The sequence below is a fragment of the Agrobacterium sp. DSM 25558 genome, from assembly GCF_900100825.1.
Taxonomy (GTDB): Bacteria; Pseudomonadota; Alphaproteobacteria; order Rhizobiales; family Rhizobiaceae; genus Agrobacterium.
Genome location: NZ_FMUD01000001.1, coordinates 76,643 through 97,423, shown reverse-complemented (window position 1 = coordinate 97,423; position 20,781 = coordinate 76,643). Strand labels below are relative to the sequence as shown.

Sequence of the window (20,781 nt, the reverse complement as noted above, 5' to 3'; positions counted from 1 at the left end):
TCCCTTCCCAAATCAGAGCAGAATGTCGGTGTAGAGCTCGGATACATCCGGCTCCGGATCGTTCTGAGCAAACTCCGCGCTATCGGCAACGACGTCACGGACATCCTTGTCGATTGCCTTGAGTTCGTCCTCAGTGGCCCAACCCTGTTCAATGAGTCGTGCCTTCACCTGCTCGATTGGGTCATGTTCCGCGCGCATTTTCTGCACTTCGTCTTTGGAACGGTATTTCGCCGGGTCGGACATGGAGTGACCACGATAACGATAGGTCAGCATTTCCAGAATGATCGGGCCCTTGCCGGAACGGCAATGCTCGAGCGCTTCGTCCGCCGCAGCCTTGACAGCGCGGACATCCATGCCATCCACCTGCATGCCGGGGATGCCGAAACCGGAACCGCGCAGTGAGTAGTTGGACTGCGCCGTAGCGCGTGCCGTGGACGTACCCATGGCATAATGGTTGTTTTCGACAATGTAGATGATGGGAAGTTTCCACAGAGCCGCCATGTTGAAGCTCTCGTAGACCTGGCCCTGGTTGGCCGCGCCATCACCGAAATAAGCGATGGATACGCTGTCATTGCCGCGATATTTGTTGGCGAAGGCAAGACCGGTTCCGAGAGAAACCTGCGCGCCGACGATGCCGTGTCCGCCGTAGAAATGCTTTTCCTTGGAGAACATGTGCATGGAGCCGCCTTTGCCCTTGGACAAGCCGCCGCTACGTCCGGTCAACTCGGCCATAACGCCGCGCGCGCTCATGCCAGCAGCCAGCATGTGGCCGTGGTCACGGTAAGCGGTAATGACCTGATCGCCTTCCTTCTGCGACATGTTCATGCCGACAACGACAGCTTCCTGTCCGATGTAGAGATGACAGAAACCGCCGATAAAGCCCATGCCGTAAAGCTGGCCGGCCTTCTCCTCGAATCGACGGATCAGCAACATCTCGCGATACGCGTGCAGCTCTTCGTCTTTACCAAAGTCCGGCGTGTTCTTGCCGGTAAATTCCTTGGCGGCTGTTTTTGCCGTGGTCTTGCGGCCGGATACGGTCGCGGTTTTTCGCGGTGCCATACATCCCTCCCTGAGTTGCCATTAGAATGCTTGGATCGGGCTGCACCATATGCAAGAAAATGCGAAGCAGCAATGCCATAAACGCATGGCTCATATTCGCCCTAAGTCGCTGTGAATAAATTAAAAAAGTCGATTAACTGAAATTAGATTAATCAGAAATATGTGTTCATGATGACGATTTCGTCTGCACGCGACATATTGAGCTGATAACGCGAGATTTCATCGATCATGTCGCGCTCGAGCGAGCCATCACTCATCAATTCCACCTGCCGCTCCAGCGCGACACGTGTCTTTGTCAGCTTCGCGAGGTCAGCAGTTCGGGCAATTCGCTGGCGCTCCAGCCGCTCAGTTGCCTGAAGCCCGAAGTCGCCGTGGATGGAATGATAACCGAAATAGGAAAGAAAGGCGACCGTGATGGCCGGGACGACCAGACGGCCAAAACGTCTTTTCTTGTGATGCTTGGTCCACATACTCTGAAACAGCCTTCAAACGCGTTACTGGCATCACCATAGCCGCATTTGTTTAACCATCCGTTGACCTTAACGCGCCCGCGACCGCAACGCACAAAAAAAGGCCCGCATGACGCGGGCCTTTCAGTTTCAACCTTAGAAGCTGTCGAGGCCGCTGCCCCATGGGCCGTGCGGCTTGTCCACGCCATCGGTGCGCTCAAAACCATGCGCGCCGAAGAAATCGCGTTGTGCCTGAATGAGGTTGGCACTGCCACGCGCGCGACGATAGGCATCGAAGTAGCCGAGTGCGGAAGCCAGAGCCGGAACCGGCAGGCCCGAGAGAACGGCGTGCGACACGACATTGCGAAGCGGAGCGTCGGTATCTTTCACCATCTGCGAGAAAGCAGGCGTGACGATCAGGTTCGCAACATGCGGGTCCTTTGTAAAGGCAGATGTGATTTCATCTAGGAACTGCGAACGGATGATGCAGCCAGCGCGCCAGATGCGGGCAATGGTCGGCATCGGCAGGTCCCAGCCGAACTCTTTGGAGGCCGCTGCCATCACGGCAAAGCCCTGCGCATAGGCACCGATCTTTGCGGCGAGAAGCGCGTTTTCCAGATCGTCGATGAAAGCCTTTTTATCGGCGGGTGCAGGAAGCACCTTTGGCAGGCCGAGAATGGCTTCGGCAGATTCGCGCTCAGCCTTCTGCGAAGACAGAATGCGCGCGGCAACGGCAGCTTCGATGGCTGTGGCGGCAACGCCCATATTCTGCGCTTCGATGACGGACCACTTGCCGGTACCCTTCTGGCCAGCCTTGTCCAGAATGAGATCGACCATCGGCTTGCCGGTGATCGGGTCTGCGGCGCGCAGAACCTTTTCGGTGATTTCGATGAGGTAGGAGTTCAGGCGACCCTTGTTCCATTCACCGAACACATCAGCGATTTCCGCAGCGCTCAGCTTCAGGCCATCACGCAGAATGCCGTAGATTTCGGCGATCATCTGCATGTCGGCATATTCGATGCCGTTGTGGATGGTTTTGACGAAGTGGCCTGCGCCATCATTGCCCAGCCAAGCAACGCATGGGTCGTTGTCGTACTTCGCGGAGATGGAGGTCAGAACCTTCTCAACGCGCTTCCAGCTCTCTTCCGTGCCGCCGACCATGATGGACGGGCCGTGACGCGCGCCTTCTTCACCGCCGGAAACGCCCATGCCGATAAAGGTCAGGTCGGTATCCTTGAGCGTGTCGAAGCGGCGGATCGTATCGCGGAAATTCGCATTGCCGGCATCGATCATGATGTCGCCGTTTTCGAGATGGGGCTTGAGGATTTCCATCTGCTGATCGACGGGATCGCCAGCCTTGATCATGATGATGATCGGGCGCGGCGGGCGGATGGCTGCGATGAATTCCTCGATGGTTTCGCAGGGAATGATCTGGCCCTGCAATTCGCCTGCATCGGCATAGAATTTCTTCGTGACTTCCGGGGTTCGGTTGAAAACAGCAATCTTGTTGCCTTTTTCTGCGATGTTGAGCGCGAGGTTGGACCCCATTACGCCAAGACCGATCAAACCGATTTCTGCCTGTTCCACGGATGTATCTCCAAATTGCTTTTAACGGCGATGTTGTGGCACTCTAATATGAAAACGGCAAGGCTAGCGCGAACTGAAACGATTATATTTTGATGACGCAAATCAACTTTGCGACGAGCGCATGCGACCTGTCGCCATCGTCCGCGCAGGCACGTACAATAAGGAGGCCACAATGATCACCATGACGTCGCGCATCGTTCACCTCTCGATCACACGTCCGTGGAAAGAGGTTTATGCCTATGCAGCCGATCCATCACGAATGCCGGAATGGGCCGCAGGTCTTGCGAGTGGATTGACGCAAGACGGTGATGACTGGATCGCGTCAGGAGGCCTCGGTGCTATCAGCGTCAGGTTTGCAGAGCGGAACGATTTCGGTGTTATCGACCACGTCGTTGTTCTGCCGGATGGGCTGGAAGTCTATAATGCCTTGCGCGTCACACCCAATGGCGACGGAGCTGAGGTCGCATTTACGCTGATGCAGCTTCCAGGCATGAGCGATGCGGACTTCGACCGTGATGCAGCGGCGGTGCTGGCGGATTTGAAGACGCTGAAAGAGATATTGGAGAGAGCATAAGCTACCGATGGATTTCGCATCGCATACAGGATGATGGGAGACCGCATCAGGCAAAGTTGCCAACCTACCCCTTCATCTTCAAGGGCAAGCCCGCTGCAATAAAATACACCTCCCGCGCCACCGCCGCGATCTGCTGGTGCAACCGTCCCGCATGGTCTCTAAACTGCCGCGCCATACGATTTTCAGGCACGATGCCAAGCCCAACCTCGTTGGAAACGAAAACGATCTTCGCCCGCGCAGTTGCAGCATGCTCAACCAAAGGAGCAAAGGCGGATTCGACATCACGCCCCTCTTCCATCATCAGGTTCGTGACCCAAAGCGTCAGGCAATCGACAAGAACGATGCTGCCTGGCTGGTCCAACCGATGCAACATATCGGTGAGAGCCAGCGGCTCTTCATGTGTTGACCAGACATCCCCTCGCCGCTCGCGGTGATGAGAAATGCGGTCTTTCATCTCGTCGTCCCAGGCGCGGCCGGTTGCAATATAATGCGCGGCTCCCTCAGTCGATAGAACCAAATTTTCGGCGAAGACCGACTTGCCAGATCTTGCGCCGCCCAGCACGAGTACCGCGCGTGATGCGTCAGACATGAGAATGACCATAGAATGTTATGAGAGACGATCCGGCAGCCTTTGCGATTGGTCTCGCAAGCCTTGAAGCGATCTGCATGAAAAGAGAACGATTCGTAGATATGGAGGCGTTCTCCCGGTCAATCATGCCATGCTGTCGCGATAGTGTATCGGAGTTCGGTTACCCGCCCACTGAATGCGGACATGTCGGTAAAGTTACCCGATACAAAAGCGCCGGATCGTCTTGATGAAAATAGGTCTATGGAGTGCTCTTGTCAAATTACCAAAAGCAAAAACCGCGATGCACCCAAGCGCATACGCGGTATTGAACGCCTTCCAGAACATAAAAGGCAAAGGCAACACCGGTACGCAAAACTTCAATCCGGCGTGCACAGAAAGTCATAGAGGCAGAGTATTACCGGATGGTTAGCATCTACAATTAAAACGGCCTACAACCGATTTTTTCAGCCAATTGCCATGCATCCAAATCGCATCAATATTGGGCGGGGAGATTCGGAACAGACAGGACAAGGGTGAGACAGCCATTATGACGATCATCGATTATGTAGCTCTCGTCGTTTTCGTCGTGCTTTGGACATCCTATACCTACGTTACGACGGCAACGACGCCCTTCTCACGCACCAGCCTCAACCAAGCCATGGCTGAGCGGCGCCGCAAGTGGATATACAACTCGCTGACACGTGATTTGAAAATGATCGACACCCAGATCATGGCCGGGCTGCAAAATGGAACCGCCTTCTTCGCCTCCACCTCCATCCTTGCCATTGGCGGGTGTTTTGCGCTTCTGGGCGCGACAGACCGGGTGGAATCGGTCTTTCGCGATATGCCGTTCGTGCAATATGGAGGCCGCACCGCATTCGAGATCAAGGTCATCGGGCTCACCTGCCTGTTCGGCTACGCCTTCTTCAAGTTCGGTTGGTCTTATCGCCTGTTCAACTATTGCACCATTCTTTTTGGTGGGATGCCGATGCTGCACGAGGCAAATGCCAACCGGGAAGCGGCGGAACATGCGGCGGAAACCGTTATTCGCATGAACATCATTGCCGCCAAAAATTTCAACGACGGCCTTAGAACCATCTTCCTGTCCATCGGTTATCTCGGCTGGTTCATCAGCCCTTACGTCTTCATGGCATCGACGGTCATCATTACGGTGGCGCTGCTACGACGGCAGTTCTTCTCCGAAGCGCGGCGCGCCATCATGGACGATTTCTGATTGCCATGAAATTGCCGCACTTCGCAGGCGAAGCGCTGGCACCAGACTGTAACCGTTGTAAAGGACGGATGAATGAGTGACGCCCCGGCAAACGCAACGGCAACACAGGGCAAAGGCCGTATCGGTGCGCTGGATACACTCCGTGGCATCGCGCTCATCGCCATGGCCAGCTATCATTTCACCTGGGATCTGGAGATGTTCGCCTATCTCGATCCCGGCACGGCAACGCAAGGGTGGTGGCGGCTCTATGCGCGGGGAATTGCCAGCTCATTCCTGTTTCTTGCGGGCTTCAGCCTGTATTTGGCGCACCGGCGTGGCGTTTACTGGCCATCGTTCGGCAAGCGCTTCGCGATGGTGGCGGGTGCCGCTCTTCTGATCTCCGTCGCAACCTTCTTTGCGGTACCCGACGGCTGGATATTCTTTGGAATTCTGCACAACATCGCCGCCGCAAGCCTCATCGGGCTGCTCTTCCTGCGGCTTCCCGCCGTCATCACATTGCTATGCGCCGCAGCTGCTCTGCTGGCACCAATCTATCTGAGCTCGGATGCCTTCAACCCCATCTGGTTGTCATGGATTGGCCTGTCTACCGTGCCGCCGCGCTCCAACGATTACGTACCGATCCTACCGTTTCTCGCACCATTTCTTCTCGGGCTGGCGGTTTCGCAAGTCGTCACGCCGCGCGGCTGGCTGGATCGCTTCAGAAAGCCGAGCGCGAAACGGAACATCCTTGCTCTGTTCGGCCGTCACAGCCTGCTGTTTTATATCATTCACCAGCCTGTGCTGATCGGCATCGTTTATCTTGCCTCACTCATAGTGCCACCGCCACCTATCGATCAGGTCGAAGCTTACAAGAAAAGCTGCGAAGCGAGTTGCATGCAGCAGCAAAACGGGTTGGAGCTGTGCCAGGTCTTCTGTGGATGCACGCTGGAAAAGCTCCAGTCCGAAAACTTGTTCGACCCGATGATGGCGAATGCGTTGCTGCCTGACCAGCAGACCAAGATCGGCGAGATCGCTTCGCAATGTTCAGCAGAGATTCAGAGGTGATTACGTGCCGACGCCGATTTCGGCGAGGCGCGTCAGACAGGCTTCTTCGACATTATCGAGTTCTAAAAGAGTTTCCTCGATGTCCTTGCGCTTCTGGCGCAGATCGGCACGCTTCTCGTCAACCTTCTTCATCATAAGTTCAAGCTGCCCCGACTCGCCGGGCGGCTCCTTGTAGACCTGGATGATCTCGCGAATTTCAGCGATGGTGAAGCCGATACGACGGCCGCGCAATATTTCCTGAATAAGCCGACGGTCAGCCGTACGGAAAAGCCTCGTGCGGCCACGGCGCTCAGGGTGAATCAGGCCTTCGTCCTCATAAAAACGAAGGGTACGGGTGGAAACCCCGAATTCGCGCGTCAATTCCGTAATGCTGTAATATTTATTCAAGGCTTCATCCGATTCTGGAGCATCGGACCGAAACAGACAGACAGTTTTCGGAATATCCGTTGCTCGAACAACAAGATAGAATGACGAAGCGGCTGACGCTTCACACCCAAATCTTCATGAAAAGCAATATGATTGACCTTAACGTAAAAGTCAATTTTCAAGCGATCAGATCGGAACGCCGAACCACCACGTTGCGAGACCGAGAAACGAAAAGAAACCGACGATGTCGGTAACAGCGGTCACGAAGACAGCGGAGGAGACGGCGGGGTCTGCGCCGTATTTATCCAGCAACAACGGAATGATGATGCCAGCGATGGCGGCTGCAAACATGTTGATCAGCATTGCCGTTGCGATGATGCCGCCCAGATTGACATCCTGAAACCACAGACCGGCTATGATGCCGATTGCGCAGCCAAACAGCGCACCGTTCAGCAGCCCGACACCTGCTTCGCGTCGAATGATGCGGGCGGCGTTGTGAATATCAAGGTTTTTCGTTGCGAGCGCGCGCACCGACACGGTCATGGTCTGGGAGCCTGCGTTGCCGCCCATCCCGGCAACAATCGGCATCAGAACAGCCAGTGCCACGATCTGCTCGATCGTTGCGTCAAACAGGCCGATGACGGAAGCGGCCATGAATGCCGTGATCAGATTGACCGCCAGCCAAGGCACACGTGACCGTGAGGTGACCGCAATCGAGTCGGATAGCTCTTCGTCGCCGACACCACCGAGGCGTAGCAGATCCTCCTCCGCCTCTTCCTGCATGACGTCCACCACGTCATCGATGGTGAGAACACCGACCAGCCGGCCGTTATCATCCACCACGGCGGCCGACAAAAGGTCATATTGCTCGAAAAGTTGTGCCGCCTCTTCCTGGTCCATCTCGGCAGCGATGGGATGGTTCGTCTCGTGCATGATCGTTTCGATCTTCACCTGCCGCTTGGAGCGTAGCAGGCGGTCGAGATCCAGTGCGCCGACCAGCTTGAATGTCGGATCGATGACGAAGATTTGCGAGAAAGATTCCGGCAACTCCTCTTCTTCGCGCATGTAATCGATTGTCTGGCCGACGGTCCAGAATGGCGGCACCGCGACGAACTCGGTCTGCATACGGCGACCGGCGGAGCTTTCCGGATAATCCAGGGCGCGCAGCAGTCGCACGCGCTCCGTAAACGGCATCTGCGCAAGAATGTCTTCGCGGTCTTCGCGATCCATGTCTTCAAGAATGTAGACGGCGTCGTCCGAATCCATCTCGCCGATACCGGCGGCGATCTGATCGTTCGGCATCTGATCAACGATGTCGAGGCGGATGGCTTCGTCCACCTCGGTCAACGCAGTCATGTCGAAGTCGGAACCCAGCAGGCGCACCATCGCGTGGCGCTGTTCGGGCAGGATCGATTCGAGCAGGTCACCGAGTTCGGATTCGTGCAAGCGGGCAACGTTTTCGCGCAGGAACAGCACATCGCGATCCGCGATGCTCGCGCCCACCATCGCCAGAAAGTCGGAACGGATCGAACCGTCCTCGGCATAGATGTCGGCCATCACTTCCGGTCTTTTGACATGGTCAGGTGCGCGATGATCATCGTCGGCTTGTGTCAACTTGCGCCCCTTTTTCCGGCTGAGTGCCCTGCTTCGCGAAAACGCAGGAGAATGGCTTTTAAAAGCACAATGTCAACAACAGGATAGGATAAAAGAAGTTGCAAAAGAATTAGGATGGAACGAGCATCTTCGTTGCCGAAACGCCTCAATAGTCGATGATGAGTTGCGGCTTCTCAGGCGGTCCGAACCGGGGGCGAACGCCCAGCATCGCCCCTGCCCTAGCAATGATTTCCCGTACGATCGGGGCTGCCGTGAAGGCCGCTTGCCGACCGCCTTTTTCTCCTGTCAGCGGCGCATCGATGATCGATAAAACCACATATTGCGGTTTGTCCATGGGAAAGCTGGCCAGAAATGCGTTGAAGTTCATGTCCTTGGCGTATCGCCCATTGATGACCTTATCAGCCGTTCCGGTTTTTCCACCGACATTGAAACCAGCCACCTGCGCTGAGCGGCCCGAACCGTTCTGCCCATTCCAGTTGAAGAGGTAACGCATATCCGCACTGGTCTTCGTTTGTATGACCTGCTTTGCAAACACTTTCGTTGCTTCAGGGGTGCGCGGAATAAACGTTGGAGAGATCAGATAGCCGCCGTTCATCAACGCTGCCGCAGCTACAGCCGTCTGCAACGGCGTCGTCGCGACGCCATGCCCGAAGGAGATGGTCACGGAGTTGATCTTGCGCCAGTTGCGGGGCTGCGTGGGCGTTGCCACTCCCGGCATTTCCGTATCCATTTTCGACAGCAGTCCGAGCTTGGTCAGGAATGCCTGATGGCCTTCAACGCCCACCTTATCAGCCACCGCCGCTGTGCCGATATTGGAGGAATACTGGAACACTTCTGGAATGGTCAGCGGACGGTTCTGTCCGCGAAAATCCTTGATCGTGAAGCCGCCCATGCGAATGGGTTGCGATGCGTCGACAACGGAACTGAGCGTGATCTTGCCCGCGTCCAGCCCCATGGCAAGCGTGAAACTCTTGAACGTCGAGCCCATCTCAAACGTCGCATTGCTCATACGGTTGAACCAGCCCTTCTCGTATTCCTTGTCAATTCTGCCATCGGGCAAGGTTCGGGATGGTTCATTGGGGTCGTAATCCGGAACGGATGCCATTGCCAGAATCTCACCGGTCGTGACATCCAGAACCACAGCTCCGGCCGCTTCGGCCTGATAGTCGCGCATCGCCCTGGATATCGCATCGCGCACAATGTTTTGCACCCTTAGATCAATGGAGAGGCGCACCGGTTCCAGCGGCACATCAGCGGTCATTCCTGCGTCTCGAAGGGCGGTGAAACCTTGCTGGTCGAGATATCGCTCCATGCCTGCAAGGCCCTGATTATCGACATTCACATGCCCCACGATGTGGGACGCCGTCGGCCCACCGGGATAGAAGCGCCGCTTTTCAGGCCGAAAGCCGATGCCGGGTATTCCGAGTTCCAGAATGGCGGCCTGCTGGCGTGGCGTGATCTGTCGTTTCAACCATTGGAAACCGGAATCGGACCGCAGACGTTTATGGGTCTCGGCCCAGTCGAGGCCCGCTATGACGGTATTCAACTTTTCCACAGCCTCATCCGCATCGACGATACGTCGGGGCTCGGCATAAAGAGACATCATCTCCAGATCTGTCGCCAGAACTTCGCCATTTCGGTCGAGAATATCGGGTCGCGATGCCAGGACGGGGCGATTGTTGCCAATCGTCTGTGTCAACTCCGGTTCCTTCAACCCATAGTGGACCAGCCGTATAGCAACGGTGACGTACATCGCCATGAAAGCGACCATCATCATTCCAAGACGATGGCGTGACCGACGCCGGCGCAAGCCAGACGTGGCGATAATGTGCCCGCTTCTGGCATGTTTTTGTTTCAGGGAAAAATGCGCACGGCTTCGCAGCCGCACTGCAAATGACATCAGTGTCATTCCGAACGATCCAAGTCAGGACGGTAGAACTCGACTGTTCAGCCGTCGATTAATAAAAATATATGCAGTATTTTTTCGCGCTAAAACCAAGACGCGTGATGTATTTAAAGTTGCAAATAATCCGTAAACAAAAGATTAACCCCGTGCTTTGTGCAGCAGTGTTTGAACTGGCAAGGTTAATTTGGAAGGCGCGTTCAGGTTAACCGATGACCGCCAGCAGCCGTTTTTATTTCAATAAATGATCAAGCATTCTCGTTGAATTGATCGACATCGCCTGGCCCTTATGCAGTTACGAGTTGACATATGGTGGTTATCCGGGAATCTGGAACAAAATGCTGCAATAACAATCGCTCTGGATGGCACCGGAGCCGCGCGGCAAGATAAGAATTAGATCAGAAAGAGACCTTTCAATGGGCAAGATGGATTTCATCGGTAAGGCTTCCAGCGCTGCTGGCGGCTGGGGCGCACTCAAGAGCGTGGGAAAGCGCCTTCTGGAATCGGGCGCGCCCATTTCCGGTGCTCGAGCCCTGTTGAAGGCCAACCAGCCCGATGGTTTCGATTGTCCCGGTTGCGCCTGGGGTGATCCAGAGCATGGTTCATCTTTCGAGTTCTGCGAAAATGGCGTGAAGGCCGTTGCGTGGGAAGCGACCGAAGCACGCGTTCCGCCGGATTTTTTTGCCAGCCATAAGGTTTCCGAGCTTCGCACATGGTCGGATTACAATCTGGAAAAACAGGGGCGTCTGACCGATCCGCTGCGTTACGACAGGGCAACCGACAAATATCTGCCTGTCAGCTGGGATGATGCGTTTGCCGAAATCGGCGAGGTTCTGAGAAGCCTCGATAGTCCTGATCGCGCCGAATTCTACACATCCGGCCGCGCATCCAACGAAGCAGCGTTCCTCTATCAGTTGATGGTACGCCTTTACGGCACCAACAACTTCCCTGACTGCTCCAACATGTGCCATGAGGCGAGCGGCGTCGGCCTGAAAGCCTCCGTGGGCGTCGGCAAGGGCACGGTTCTGCTGGAGGACTTCGAGAAGGCAGATGCGATTTTCGTCATCGGCCAGAACCCAGGCACCAACCATCCACGCATGCTGGGTGATTTGCGCCGTGCCGCCATTCGTGGCGCGCGGATTGCCGTGTTCAATCCTATCCGCGAAAAGGGTCTGGAACGCTTTACCGACCCGCAGGACAAGATCGAAATGATCACCGGCGGCAACACCAAGATTGCCACCAACTACTACCAGCCGCGCCAGGGTGGCGACATGGCCGCCGTTCGCGGCATGAGCAAGGCTGTTTTTGCCGCCGATGACGCAGCCCGCGCCGCTGGCAAGCCTGCCATTATCGACTACGACTTTCTCGCTGAACACGCCGTGGAGTTCGAGGCATATCGCGCGGCTGTCGAGGCCACCAGTTGGGAAACCATTCTCGACCAGTCCGGCCTAACCCGCGAACAGATCGAGGAAGCCGCCAGCATCTATATGGCCTCGAATGCGGTGATCGCCACTTGGGCAATGGGCATCACCCAGCACAAGCATTCGGTCATCACCATCCGCGAGATCACAAACTTCATGCTACTGCGCGGCAATATCGGCCGCCCCGGCGCGGGTCTCTGCCCGGTGCGTGGTCACTCCAACGTGCAGGGTGACCGCACTGTTGGTATCGATGAAAAGGCGCCACCTGCCCTGCTCGATGCGTTGGAAAAGGAACTTGGCGTGCCGATGCCGCGCAATCGCGGTCACAACACGGTGGAAGCCATCAGCGCCATGCTGGACGGCAAGGCGCAGGCCTTCATCGCACTCGGCGGTAACTTCCTGCGTGCAACACCGGACAGCCCGCTGATCATCAAGGCGTTTGAAAAGCAGAAGCTGACGGTCAACATTGCCACCAAGCTGAACCATTCGCATCTGGTGCCGGGTGAAACATCTTTCATCTTGCCTTGTCTTGGCCGCACCGAAATCGACCGCAATTCGCAGGGCAAGCCACAAATCGTGACCGTGGAAGATTCCATGAGCATGGTGCACGGTTCGGGTGGCATCAACGAGCCTGCCTCGCCGGAACTGCGCTCGGAAATTGCCATCGTCGCCGGTATCGCTCATGCGACGCTTGGCAACGAACGCGTGCAGTGGAACGAACTCGCCGATGATTACGACCTCATTCGCGATATGATCTCGCGCGTTCTACCGGGTTTCCATGAGTTCAACGAGCGTGTGCGCGTCCCGCGTGGTTTCCACCTGCGCAATGCAGCAGCGGAACGTGAATGGAATACGCCTGCCAAGAAGGCCACCTTTTTCACGGGTGCGCTGCCGGAAAAGACGGAGCACCAGGAAGCGCTCTCCAAACATGGCATCTTCGTTCTGCAGACCTTCCGCAGCCACGACCAATACAACACCACGATCTACGGCATGGATGACCGTTATCGCGGCGTCTATGGCGAGCGGCAGGTGATTTTCATGAATCCGAAGGACATGGAAGCGCTGGGCGCACATGCCAAGCAGCGCGTGGACGTCATCGGTGAATATGGCGATGGCGTCGAGCGTATCGCCGCGAACTTCCGCCTCGTGCCTTACAACATTCCAGAGGGCAGCGTCGGCGGATATTACCCTGAGCTGAACGTTCTAGTGCCGCTGCACAGCTATGGCGAAGGCAGCTTCACGCCGACGTCGAAATCCGTTCTGGTTTCGGTTCGCCTGCGCACAGAGGCAGAGGCCGCTTGACGGATGAAGATCAATCCGCCGCGCGCTTTCTGGCCGTGGCGGAACAGATCAGCCAAACGGCCCCGGTTGCGATCGACGCCACCGGGGCCGCGCTTGTTGCAGCCATTCATCTGGGCATCGGCACCGATAGCCGCAGCCTATCCAACAAGCTCGGCATTGCCCATGCGCTGGTTCTGCGAGAAATCAACGCGTTGTCGGGCCGCATGCTCACCATCGTCAAGCGCGATGCCCGCACTCAGCGGACATGGGTGGAACTGACGGATGAGGCATCGGTTGTTGCGCTCTCCTCTTCCGAAAGCCTGCTGAAACGCTCGCTCTCAGCGGAATAGAATTGGAACGTCCCCATGGCAATTCGTTCTATCGTGTCCTATCCGCATCCGGCACTTGGCTCCCATTGCGAACCTGTCACCGAGTTTGGACCTGAACTGGCGCAGCTTGCACAGGATCTGCTGGAGACGATGCGCGCAGCCCCCGGCGTCGGGATTACCGCCGCGCATGTCGGCATTCTCCAACGTCTCTTCGTGCTGGAACTGAAACCGGGTGAAGTCAGGACCTATGTCAATCCGGAGATTCTGGAAACGTCCAGTGAGACCATGCGGCATATGGAAGGCAGTGTATCCATGCCGGGCTTTATCGAAGAAGTAGAGCGCCCATCCAAAGTGACGCTGCGCTTTCAGGATGTCTCCGGTCAGTGGCATGAAGAGCAGGCAGAGGGCTTTCACGCCATCTGCATCCAGCATGAGATCGATCAGCTGGACGGCATGTTCTGGCTGAAACGCCTGTCGAAACTCAAACGCGATCGCCTCATTCGAAAATGGGAAAAGGCGCAGCGCTGATTATTCGACCGAGAGATTGAACGCAGCATCGCCGCGCAGCGTGTTGCTGACGGTGCAAATGTCCTCAGCCATGTGCGCGATGGCCTGCTTCGTCTCTGCATCAAAATCGCCCGTGATCTTCAGGCGCATGTCGAAATGCGTTATCCGCGCTGGTTCGCCCTCGGACTTCTCGCCAGTAACACGTGCCTCCACGCTCTCGAAACGGTCCAGCACGCCTAAGCGGCTGGCGGCGATGCGGGCGCTCAGCACCAGGCAGGCGGCGAGCGAGGAGTAGAGCAGGTCCAGCGGATTGAAGCCCGGGTCAGACGCAGCTGTAACGACGGCGAGTTGACCGCCAGTCGGCGTTGCGATCTGCGGATGGCCGTTGCGCCCCAATGTTGCGGTGGCACCAGTCTCGCGCTTTTTCACCCTGATTTCGCTCACGCCAATATTCCTGATTTCGAATTCTCAAAAATTACATTTTGCACAATGGAACCAAAATACCAGCTTGTGCTTTTACTCACGGAACGGTGATCGACCGTTACAGATTTATAAATAGGAGCTGGGACACATGGTTACAGGTACACTCGTTAGCATTCTGATCACATTTCTGGTCATCGTACTCATTCTTTGGCTGATCAACCGTTTGCCGGTTGCTGGCAGCGCGAAGCAGATCGCCCAGGTTATCGTCATCATCATCGGTATTATTTCGCTGCTGAAGTACCTCGCGGTCTTTTAATCGATCCGACATATATACAAAAAAGCCCGACCCGGTTTCAAATCGAGGTCGGGCTTTTTGTATGTGGATTAGACCGGGAAATATCTGACATAGGCGAACTCATCGCCGCCAGGTGACCAGTTGGGCGAGTTCATCGTCCCCTGCCCGCCGAACAATTCGAACAACGTTTCCACATTGCCACCATCCGTATCCATCATGCGCACGCGCACATTCAGATCACGTGGATGATCGAAGACATCGGCGTCATAGGAAACGAAAACTACCTTGTCACCCCTAGGTGACGGATGCGGAAACCAGTCGCCATATGGGCTATCCGTCACGCGCTCGACAGCCGAGCCATCCACCCGCACACGCCAGATCTGCATTACGCCCGTGCGGCTGGAATTGAAATAAATCCACTGCCCATCCGCGGAGTAATCCGGCCCGTCATTGCGCCCCTCACCATGGGTCAAGCGTGTCTCGGTCGCCGTCTCGATGTCCATCGAGTAGATGTCGAAGACCTGATCGCGAATGCCGCAATAGGCAAAAGTTTTGCCATCGGGAGACCAGCCATGCCAGTAAGATGGCAAGTTATGCGTCATCAGCCTCGGTGCACCACCTTCAGAAGGCAGCAGATAGATCGTGCTTTTGCCGAACTCTACCTTATCGGAAATAGCGTAGAGCGAACCATCCGGCGAAATGCCGTGGTCGTTGTTGCACTCCGTCGCAAAACCGGTATAGACCGTTTCGATAGCCGCATCACCAGTCAGTGACAGGCGGTAGAGCAAGCCCTCGCTGTTCAGCAAAAGATACGATCCATCCGGTGACCAGTTGGGTGCCTCGAACAGTTCCGGCGTTTGCCAGACAACCCGGTTTTCCCGGGTGCGGATGTTGAAGATTTCAACGGAACTGCGCATCGTACCTCCCACTGCATTTCAATCCTGGACAGGCTGAGAAGCCATATTTCATTTGCATCAGCTAAGACCGTGGTTATGATCCTATTGTCGTAGGCACCGTCCTGCAAATTTAAAAACGGAAGACAGCAGCGTTGCGGCACCGCCCGTATTCTCTGATCTGGCTTTTCCCAATATTGAGGTCTCGCGATGACGACCATCGCTGATCAAACCATTCGGTTTGGCCGAGTGGCACCCATGCTTCCCGTCAAAAATATCCAAAAAGCTCATGATTTTTATGCCAAGGTGCTTGGCTTTCAAAAGACGTTTGAGAACGGAGACCCGGTGGGTTTCATGATCTTGAAGCGGGATGAGGCAGAGTTGCATCTGACGTTGCAGCCAGCTTACAAATCCGCGTCCTTCAATGTCGCGCATATGCTGGTGAACAATGTGGATGAGCTCCACCGCCTTTGCAGCGACTATGGATTACGCATTATCAAAAGACTGGAAAACAAGGACTACGGCCTGCGCGCATTCGTTTTCGAAGACCCGGACGGAAACCGGATCGATGTGGGCCAAGTCATCTAGGCATGCGGGCGGCGCGGTCTGTTCCGCGCCGCTTTTCCCTCTACCGATCCCTGAAGCGGTTGGTGATGGGATAGCGCCGGTCGCGACCGAAGTTCTTTTTGGTGATCTTCACACCCGGCGCGGACTGGCGGCGTTTGTATTCGGCCAGATAAAGCAGATGCTCGATGCGATGGACGGTTGCGATATCGTGGCCGCGTGCGACGATCTCTTCCACCGACATTTCCAGTTCCACCAAGCACTCTAGAATATCGTCGAGCGCCGGATATGGCGGCAACGAATCCTGATCGGTCTGGTTGGGGCGCAGTTCTGCGGATGGTGCTTTCGAAATGATGTTGGCAGGAATGACCTCGCCGGAAGGGCCAAGTGCCGTTGGCGGCACGTGACTGTTTCTCCAGGCAGAGATCGCATAGACCTGCATCTTGTAGAGGTCTTTGATGGGATTGAAGCCGCCATTCATGTCGCCGTACAGCGTGGCGTAACCCACGGACATTTCCGATTTGTTGCCTGTTGTGACCACCATGGAGCCGAACTTGTTGGAGATCGCCATGAGAATGGTTCCGCGGGCGCGGCTTTGCAGGTTCTCTTCGGTGATGCCCTCTTCGGTTCCTTCGAACATTTCGGCCAGTGAAGACAGAAAGCCATCCACGGGCTCGGCAATCGGGACGATGTCGTAACGGCAACCCAGTGCCTTGGCGCAATCTGCCGCGTCTTTGAATGAGTCTTCCGACGTATAGCGATAGGGCAGCATGATGCAGCGTACCCGCTCCTCGCCCAGCGCATCGACGGCAATCGCCGCGCAGATGGCTGAGTCGATACCGCCGGAAAGGCCAAGAACCACGCTCTTGAAGCCATTCTTGTTCACATAATCGCGGAAGCCCAGCATGCAGGCGCGGTAATCTGCCTCCTCACCCTCGGGGATTTGCGAGAAGGGTCCCTCACTGCAATGCCAGCCTTTTTCCGTGCGCTTCCAGTCCACCACTGCAAGGGTGTTCTCGAACTGGCTCATCTGGAAGGCCAGTGTCTTGTCTGCATTGAAGGCGAAGCTTGCGCCGTCGAAAACAAGCTCGTCCTGACCGCCGACCTGGTTGGCGAAAACCAGCGGCAGGCCGCTTTCGATGACCTGTCGCAGTGCTACCTGATGGCGCACATCCACCTTGCCGCGATAATAGGGCGAGCCATTCGGCACCAACAGAATTTCCGCACCGCTTTCGGCCAGCGTTTCGCAGACGCCCAGATCGTTCCAGATTTCTTCGCAGATCGGGATGCCGATGCGAACACCCCGGAAATTATAGGGGCCGGAAATCGAACCTTCGGCAAAAACGCGCTTTTCGTCGAACTCGCCGTAATTCGGCAAATCCACTTTGTCGCGTAGCGCCGTGATCTTGCCGCCATCCAGAAGAGCAACGGAATTGTGCCGACCCGTCTCGCCCTGGCGCGGGAAACCAATGATGACACCGGGACCGCCATCGGCGGTCTCGGCTGCCAGTTCCTCCACCGCTTTCAGGCAGGATTTCAGGAAGGATGGCTTCAGGACCAAATCTTCCGGCGGATAACCGGAAATGAAAAGCTCCGTCAAAAGCAGCAGGTCAGCGCCCTGCGCCGCCGCATCGGCACGCGCTTCGCGGGCCTTGGCAAGGTTGCCCGCGACATCGCCGACGGTGGGATTGAACTGCCCGACGGCAATTCGCAAAACATTGGGATTGGTGTGTACTTGGCTCATGACTCTCATTTACCGTGGCTGCGCACGCCGCGCAACGCAGGCCGTTAAACTCGCTTCAAAAAATGGCGGCCTTGAAGCGACAGTCGCCTCACGCAATGGTTATTCGGCTACCTTTGAATTCTGCACAGTTCATATCGCATTCACTGCGCTTATGTGACAGTTACGTGACATCCTCATGACACCCGATTCACGGGGCGTATTACAGACTGCCGGAGTTTAAGATATTGCGGAATTCGGTGCCCAAGATAACGGCCGCCGGAAGAACGAAACTCGTTCTTTCACGCCCTTCCAGATGGAACCTTACCAGATTTCTGGGCGATGTACGTCCCCTTCTCAACCTGACGCTCGTAGCGCTTTTGCTGATTGTCTGCACCGAGTGGATCGCGCGCGGCTCGCTGCATGATGTCGGCACATTCCTCACCTCTACCACCCGCCCCGGCATCACGACGCTGGTTGCAGTGGTACTGGTTCTGCTGGCGCTCGATGCCGTTCTTGGCAGGCATTACCAATCGATACTCATTGCTGCACCTATCCTTCTGGTGCCGGCCTTTATGTCTCATCAGAAACAACTGTACCTTTCCGACCCGCTTTATCCCTCCGACCTTCTGTTCGGTCGCCAGATTTTGCAGCTTTTGCCGGCAATGCTGAAAGCCCAGCCGTTAACGGCTGTTGCGCTTGTGATCGGCCTTATCATGGCTGCTGCCTCGGCCGTTCTGTTGTGGCGTTTTTGCCGTGATCATGCACCCGTCATCGGGCGAACACAGCGCGTCTTGCGGCTGGCGCTGGTAATTCCGCCTTTGGTTGGCCTCGGCTCGTTGATGGACTATTCGCAGAATTCGTGGATGCGAGATCGGCTGAACATTATTCCGATGATGTGGGACCAGAAGGAAAACTACCGCCAGAATGGGTTCCTGATGGCGCTTGCGTTCAACATTCCCATGGCCAAGGTGTCGGCCCCAGCAGGCTACAGTGAAAATACCATTTCCGACATCGTCTCGGATGGCTCGGCCTATGCCGTCAATTACAGCACCCTGCCTGATGTCATCATGATCATGAGCGAATCGCTATGGGACCCGACAAGGTTGCCCAATGTCTCGCTTTCCCGAGACCCCATGCCGACAATTCGAAGCAGGCAATCGGGCCACGTCTTCTCTCCCGAATTCGGCGGCATGACGGCCAATGTGGAGTTCGAAGCGCTGACGGGTTTTTCCAACGCCTTCCTGCCCTATGGCAGCATCCCCTATCAGCAATATGTGCGCCAGCCAGTGCCATCGCTTGCCACCTTCTTCCGGAACGAAGGCTACTCTGCCATTGCCATCCATCCGTTTCAGGAATGGTTCTGGAACCGCCGCGAAGTCTACAAATCCTTCGGTTTCGAAGAGTTTCGATCGGAAGAAACGCTCCCCGCCATGGAAAAGCGCGGCATCTTCGCGTCGGATGAAGCTCTGACATCGGAGATCATGCAAACGGTCGATGCAGCGGAAAGTCCGTTGTTTCTTTTCAGTGTCACCCTTCAGGGACATGGGCCCTACGAGCCGAACCGCTATGCAGCCAACACCGTTTCGGTCAACGGCTCCCTCTCGGAAGGCGCAACCGACGCACTCGCCACCTACACCCAGGGCGTATCGGAAGCGGATGACAATTTTGCCCGCCTGATCGAATGGGCGAAGAACCGCGAGCGCGATACGGTGATTGTTCTCTTCGGTGATCATCTGCCGCCGCTGGGTCAGGTCTATGTGGAAAGCGGTCACATGGCCGATATGGTCGCGACCCGCCGCGCGCCCTTGGACACTATGAAAAAAGAACATGAGACGCCGCTGGTCGTGTGGTCTTCGAAGACCGGTCTGCACAACAGGATCGGAACGATCAGCCCATCTCTGCTGCCTTACCATGTCCTGAAGACAGCCGGTTTCGATGATCCCTTCTACACCGGTATTCTCGGCAAGGTGCAGGCATCTTACTCCGTCATCGACCGGCACATGCTGATGGAAAAGGATGGCTCAGCCGTGCCGGACTGGGCAACGGGCTCAATGTCGGTGCCCTCTGCCATCAACGAATATCGCCAGCTTCAATTCGATATGATGTTTGGCAAACAATTCGGCAAGGACCGTTTCTTTCCAGGGTTTTCCTGGGTCAATCCGGCTCAGCCATCCAGCTGATCGCGATGATCACAATACCGAATTCGTTTGAATTCGGTATTGGTGCCGGTTACTCGTCAAGAACATCGGACCGTCGTACCGGGCGGCTCCGAGCCTTGGCTGGAGATCGAAGAATGCCCGCTATCCCCGATTACATCGCTTCTCATTTCAAAAGATCGTCCAAAGAGATCGGAGAGGTGGAGCGCCGCATTCTCGACGTCGCGCATCAGCGGAAACTCATTTCGACAGATACGAACGCCGCCTTTTCAAAGAACTCCACATTCGGAGAGCGGCTTGCAGACGGCATCGCCCGCGTTGGCGGCTCCTGGGGCTTCATCATCAGCTTCTTGGTGTTTTTGGTGGTCTGGGCCATCATCAATACGGTGGTGATGACGACGCAGGCTTTCGACCCCTACCCCTTCGTCTTCCTCAATCTCATCCTCTCCATGCTGGCGGCCATTCAGGCACCCATCATCATGATGTCGCAGAACCGCCAGGGCACGCGCGACCGTTTCGAAGCGGCCAAGGATTACGAGGTCAATCTCAAGTCGGAACTCGAGGTCCTGTCCCTGCACGAAAAGATCGACGTGAAGGTGCTTGCAGAGCTCGTGGCGCTGCGAGAAGAGATCGCAAAGCTTCACACACGCCGGGATAACCGACCCGACGTGCCGTGACTTGCACACGCGCAACAGTTCTTTCGTAAATCGATATTCATTTTGCGCCTTTTTCTGCATTGGTTACGAATCCGTCAGATTCTTCCGCTACAGATTGACGCGGGCATTTGTTGC

Annotated in this window: 20 protein-coding genes; 10 read left to right on the top strand and 10 right to left on the bottom strand. The window is 56.0% G+C overall.

Annotation, left to right across the window (positions count from 1 at the left end):
• Window positions 1-12: 12 nt before the first annotated feature.
• The 3 genes from pdhA to gndA all read right to left on the bottom strand — a co-directional run bounded on the left by pdhA (window position 13) and on the right by gndA (window position 3,095).
• A complete protein-coding gene (gene pdhA / locus DSM25558_RS00465; RefSeq protein WP_077100746.1) occupies window positions 13-1,059 on the bottom strand; it encodes a pyruvate dehydrogenase (acetyl-transferring) E1 component subunit alpha in 1,047 nt (348 codons plus the stop codon).
• Between the two features lie 152 nt (window positions 1,060-1,211).
• Window positions 1,212-1,529 carry an FtsB family cell division protein gene (locus DSM25558_RS00460; RefSeq protein ID WP_077100744.1) on the bottom strand — a complete coding sequence of 106 codons (318 nt, stop codon included), beginning with the start codon at window positions 1,527-1,529 and terminating at the stop codon, window positions 1,212-1,214.
• Window positions 1,530-1,664: 135 nt separating this feature from the next.
• On the bottom strand, window positions 1,665-3,095 hold the full coding sequence (gene gndA / locus DSM25558_RS00455; protein ID WP_077100742.1) for an NADP-dependent phosphogluconate dehydrogenase: 1,431 nt from the start codon (window positions 3,093-3,095) through the stop codon (window positions 1,665-1,667).
• A gap of 172 nt (window positions 3,096-3,267) precedes the next feature.
• On the opposite strand from gndA, the gene DSM25558_RS00450 reads away from it, so the two are divergent.
• Window positions 3,268-3,669 carry an SRPBCC family protein gene (locus tag DSM25558_RS00450; RefSeq protein WP_077101419.1) on the top strand — a complete coding sequence of 134 codons (402 nt, stop codon included), beginning with the start codon at window positions 3,268-3,270 and terminating at the stop codon, window positions 3,667-3,669.
• Window positions 3,670-3,733: 64 nt separating this feature from the next.
• Here DSM25558_RS00450 and cobU read toward each other — a convergent pair whose 3' ends face one another.
• The gene (gene cobU, locus DSM25558_RS00445) at window positions 3,734-4,258 is read right to left on the bottom strand and encodes a bifunctional adenosylcobinamide kinase/adenosylcobinamide-phosphate guanylyltransferase (RefSeq protein WP_077101417.1); all 525 of its coding nucleotides are present in this window, start codon (window positions 4,256-4,258) and stop codon (window positions 3,734-3,736) included.
• Window positions 4,259-4,784: 526 nt separating this feature from the next.
• Here cobU and DSM25558_RS00440 point away from each other — a divergent pair.
• Both DSM25558_RS00440 and DSM25558_RS00435 read left to right on the top strand, forming a co-directional pair.
• Window positions 4,785-5,471: a DUF599 domain-containing protein gene (locus tag DSM25558_RS00440; protein ID WP_077100740.1), complete on the top strand. Its 687-nt coding sequence runs from the start codon at window positions 4,785-4,787 to the stop codon at window positions 5,469-5,471.
• 72 nt (window positions 5,472-5,543) lie between these two features.
• A complete protein-coding gene (locus DSM25558_RS00435) occupies window positions 5,544-6,515 on the top strand; it encodes an acetyltransferase domain-containing protein (RefSeq protein ID WP_077100738.1) in 972 nt (323 codons plus the stop codon).
• On the opposite strand, the gene DSM25558_RS00430 is transcribed toward DSM25558_RS00435, so the two are convergent.
• The 3 genes from DSM25558_RS00430 to DSM25558_RS00420 form a co-directional block, all read right to left on the bottom strand.
• Window positions 6,516-6,902 (bottom strand): MerR family transcriptional regulator, encoded by a 387-nt coding sequence (locus tag DSM25558_RS00430; protein WP_077100736.1) that lies wholly within the window; start codon window positions 6,900-6,902, stop codon window positions 6,516-6,518.
• A 165-nt stretch (window positions 6,903-7,067) separates the two neighbouring features.
• Window positions 7,068-8,438, bottom strand: a complete 1,371-nt coding sequence (mgtE, locus tag DSM25558_RS00425; protein ID WP_181951732.1) for a magnesium transporter — start codon at window positions 8,436-8,438, stop codon at window positions 7,068-7,070.
• 202 nt (window positions 8,439-8,640) lie between these two features.
• Window positions 8,641-10,404: a peptidoglycan D,D-transpeptidase FtsI family protein gene (locus DSM25558_RS00420; protein ID WP_077100733.1), complete on the bottom strand. Its 1,764-nt coding sequence runs from the start codon at window positions 10,402-10,404 to the stop codon at window positions 8,641-8,643.
• 410 nt (window positions 10,405-10,814) lie between these two features.
• On the opposite strand from DSM25558_RS00420, the gene DSM25558_RS00415 reads away from it, so the two are divergent.
• Genes DSM25558_RS00415 through DSM25558_RS00405 form a run of 3 tightly spaced genes read left to right on the top strand, consistent with a single transcriptional unit; the run spans window position 10,815 to window position 13,957 of the window.
• Entirely contained in the window at window positions 10,815-13,121 is a 2,307-nt protein-coding gene (locus tag DSM25558_RS00415; RefSeq protein ID WP_077100731.1) for an FdhF/YdeP family oxidoreductase, read from the top strand.
• Window positions 13,118-13,450 (top strand): hypothetical protein, encoded by a 333-nt coding sequence (locus tag DSM25558_RS00410; RefSeq protein WP_077100729.1) that lies wholly within the window; start codon window positions 13,118-13,120, stop codon window positions 13,448-13,450. The genes DSM25558_RS00415 and DSM25558_RS00410 overlap by 4 nt, the downstream gene beginning before the upstream one ends.
• A gap of 15 nt (window positions 13,451-13,465) precedes the next feature.
• Window positions 13,466-13,957, top strand: coding sequence for a peptide deformylase (locus DSM25558_RS00405; protein ID WP_077100727.1), 492 nt, complete (start codon window positions 13,466-13,468; stop codon window positions 13,955-13,957).
• On the opposite strand, the gene DSM25558_RS00400 is transcribed toward DSM25558_RS00405, so the two are convergent.
• Window positions 13,958-14,380, bottom strand: a complete 423-nt coding sequence (locus tag DSM25558_RS00400) for an OsmC family protein (RefSeq protein ID WP_077100725.1) — start codon at window positions 14,378-14,380, stop codon at window positions 13,958-13,960. It abuts the gene before it with no gap.
• A 127-nt stretch (window positions 14,381-14,507) separates the two neighbouring features.
• Between DSM25558_RS00400 and DSM25558_RS28060 the strand changes: the two genes are divergently transcribed.
• Window positions 14,508-14,675, top strand: a complete 168-nt coding sequence (locus DSM25558_RS28060) for a Thivi_2564 family membrane protein (RefSeq protein ID WP_103584017.1) — start codon at window positions 14,508-14,510, stop codon at window positions 14,673-14,675.
• 68 nt (window positions 14,676-14,743) lie between these two features.
• On the opposite strand, the gene DSM25558_RS00395 is transcribed toward DSM25558_RS28060, so the two are convergent.
• A complete protein-coding gene (locus tag DSM25558_RS00395) occupies window positions 14,744-15,571 on the bottom strand; it encodes a TolB family protein (RefSeq protein ID WP_077100722.1) in 828 nt (275 codons plus the stop codon).
• 186 nt (window positions 15,572-15,757) lie between these two features.
• On the opposite strand from DSM25558_RS00395, the gene DSM25558_RS00390 reads away from it, so the two are divergent.
• Window positions 15,758-16,135 carry a glyoxalase superfamily protein gene (locus DSM25558_RS00390; RefSeq protein WP_077100720.1) on the top strand — a complete coding sequence of 126 codons (378 nt, stop codon included), beginning with the start codon at window positions 15,758-15,760 and terminating at the stop codon, window positions 16,133-16,135.
• Window positions 16,136-16,175: 40 nt separating this feature from the next.
• Here the strand turns inward: DSM25558_RS00390 and DSM25558_RS00385 are convergent, their stop codons facing one another.
• Window positions 16,176-17,855: an NAD+ synthase gene (locus DSM25558_RS00385; RefSeq protein WP_077100718.1), complete on the bottom strand. Its 1,680-nt coding sequence runs from the start codon at window positions 17,853-17,855 to the stop codon at window positions 16,176-16,178.
• 224 nt (window positions 17,856-18,079) lie between these two features.
• Between DSM25558_RS00385 and DSM25558_RS00380 the strand changes: the two genes are divergently transcribed.
• Both DSM25558_RS00380 and DSM25558_RS00375 read left to right on the top strand, forming a co-directional pair.
• Window positions 18,080-20,014 (top strand): LTA synthase family protein, encoded by a 1,935-nt coding sequence (locus tag DSM25558_RS00380; protein ID WP_077100716.1) that lies wholly within the window; start codon window positions 18,080-18,082, stop codon window positions 20,012-20,014.
• Between the two features lie 113 nt (window positions 20,015-20,127).
• The gene (locus DSM25558_RS00375) at window positions 20,128-20,667 is read left to right on the top strand and encodes a DUF1003 domain-containing protein (protein ID WP_077100714.1); all 540 of its coding nucleotides are present in this window, start codon (window positions 20,128-20,130) and stop codon (window positions 20,665-20,667) included.
• Window positions 20,668-20,781 lie beyond the last annotated feature (114 nt).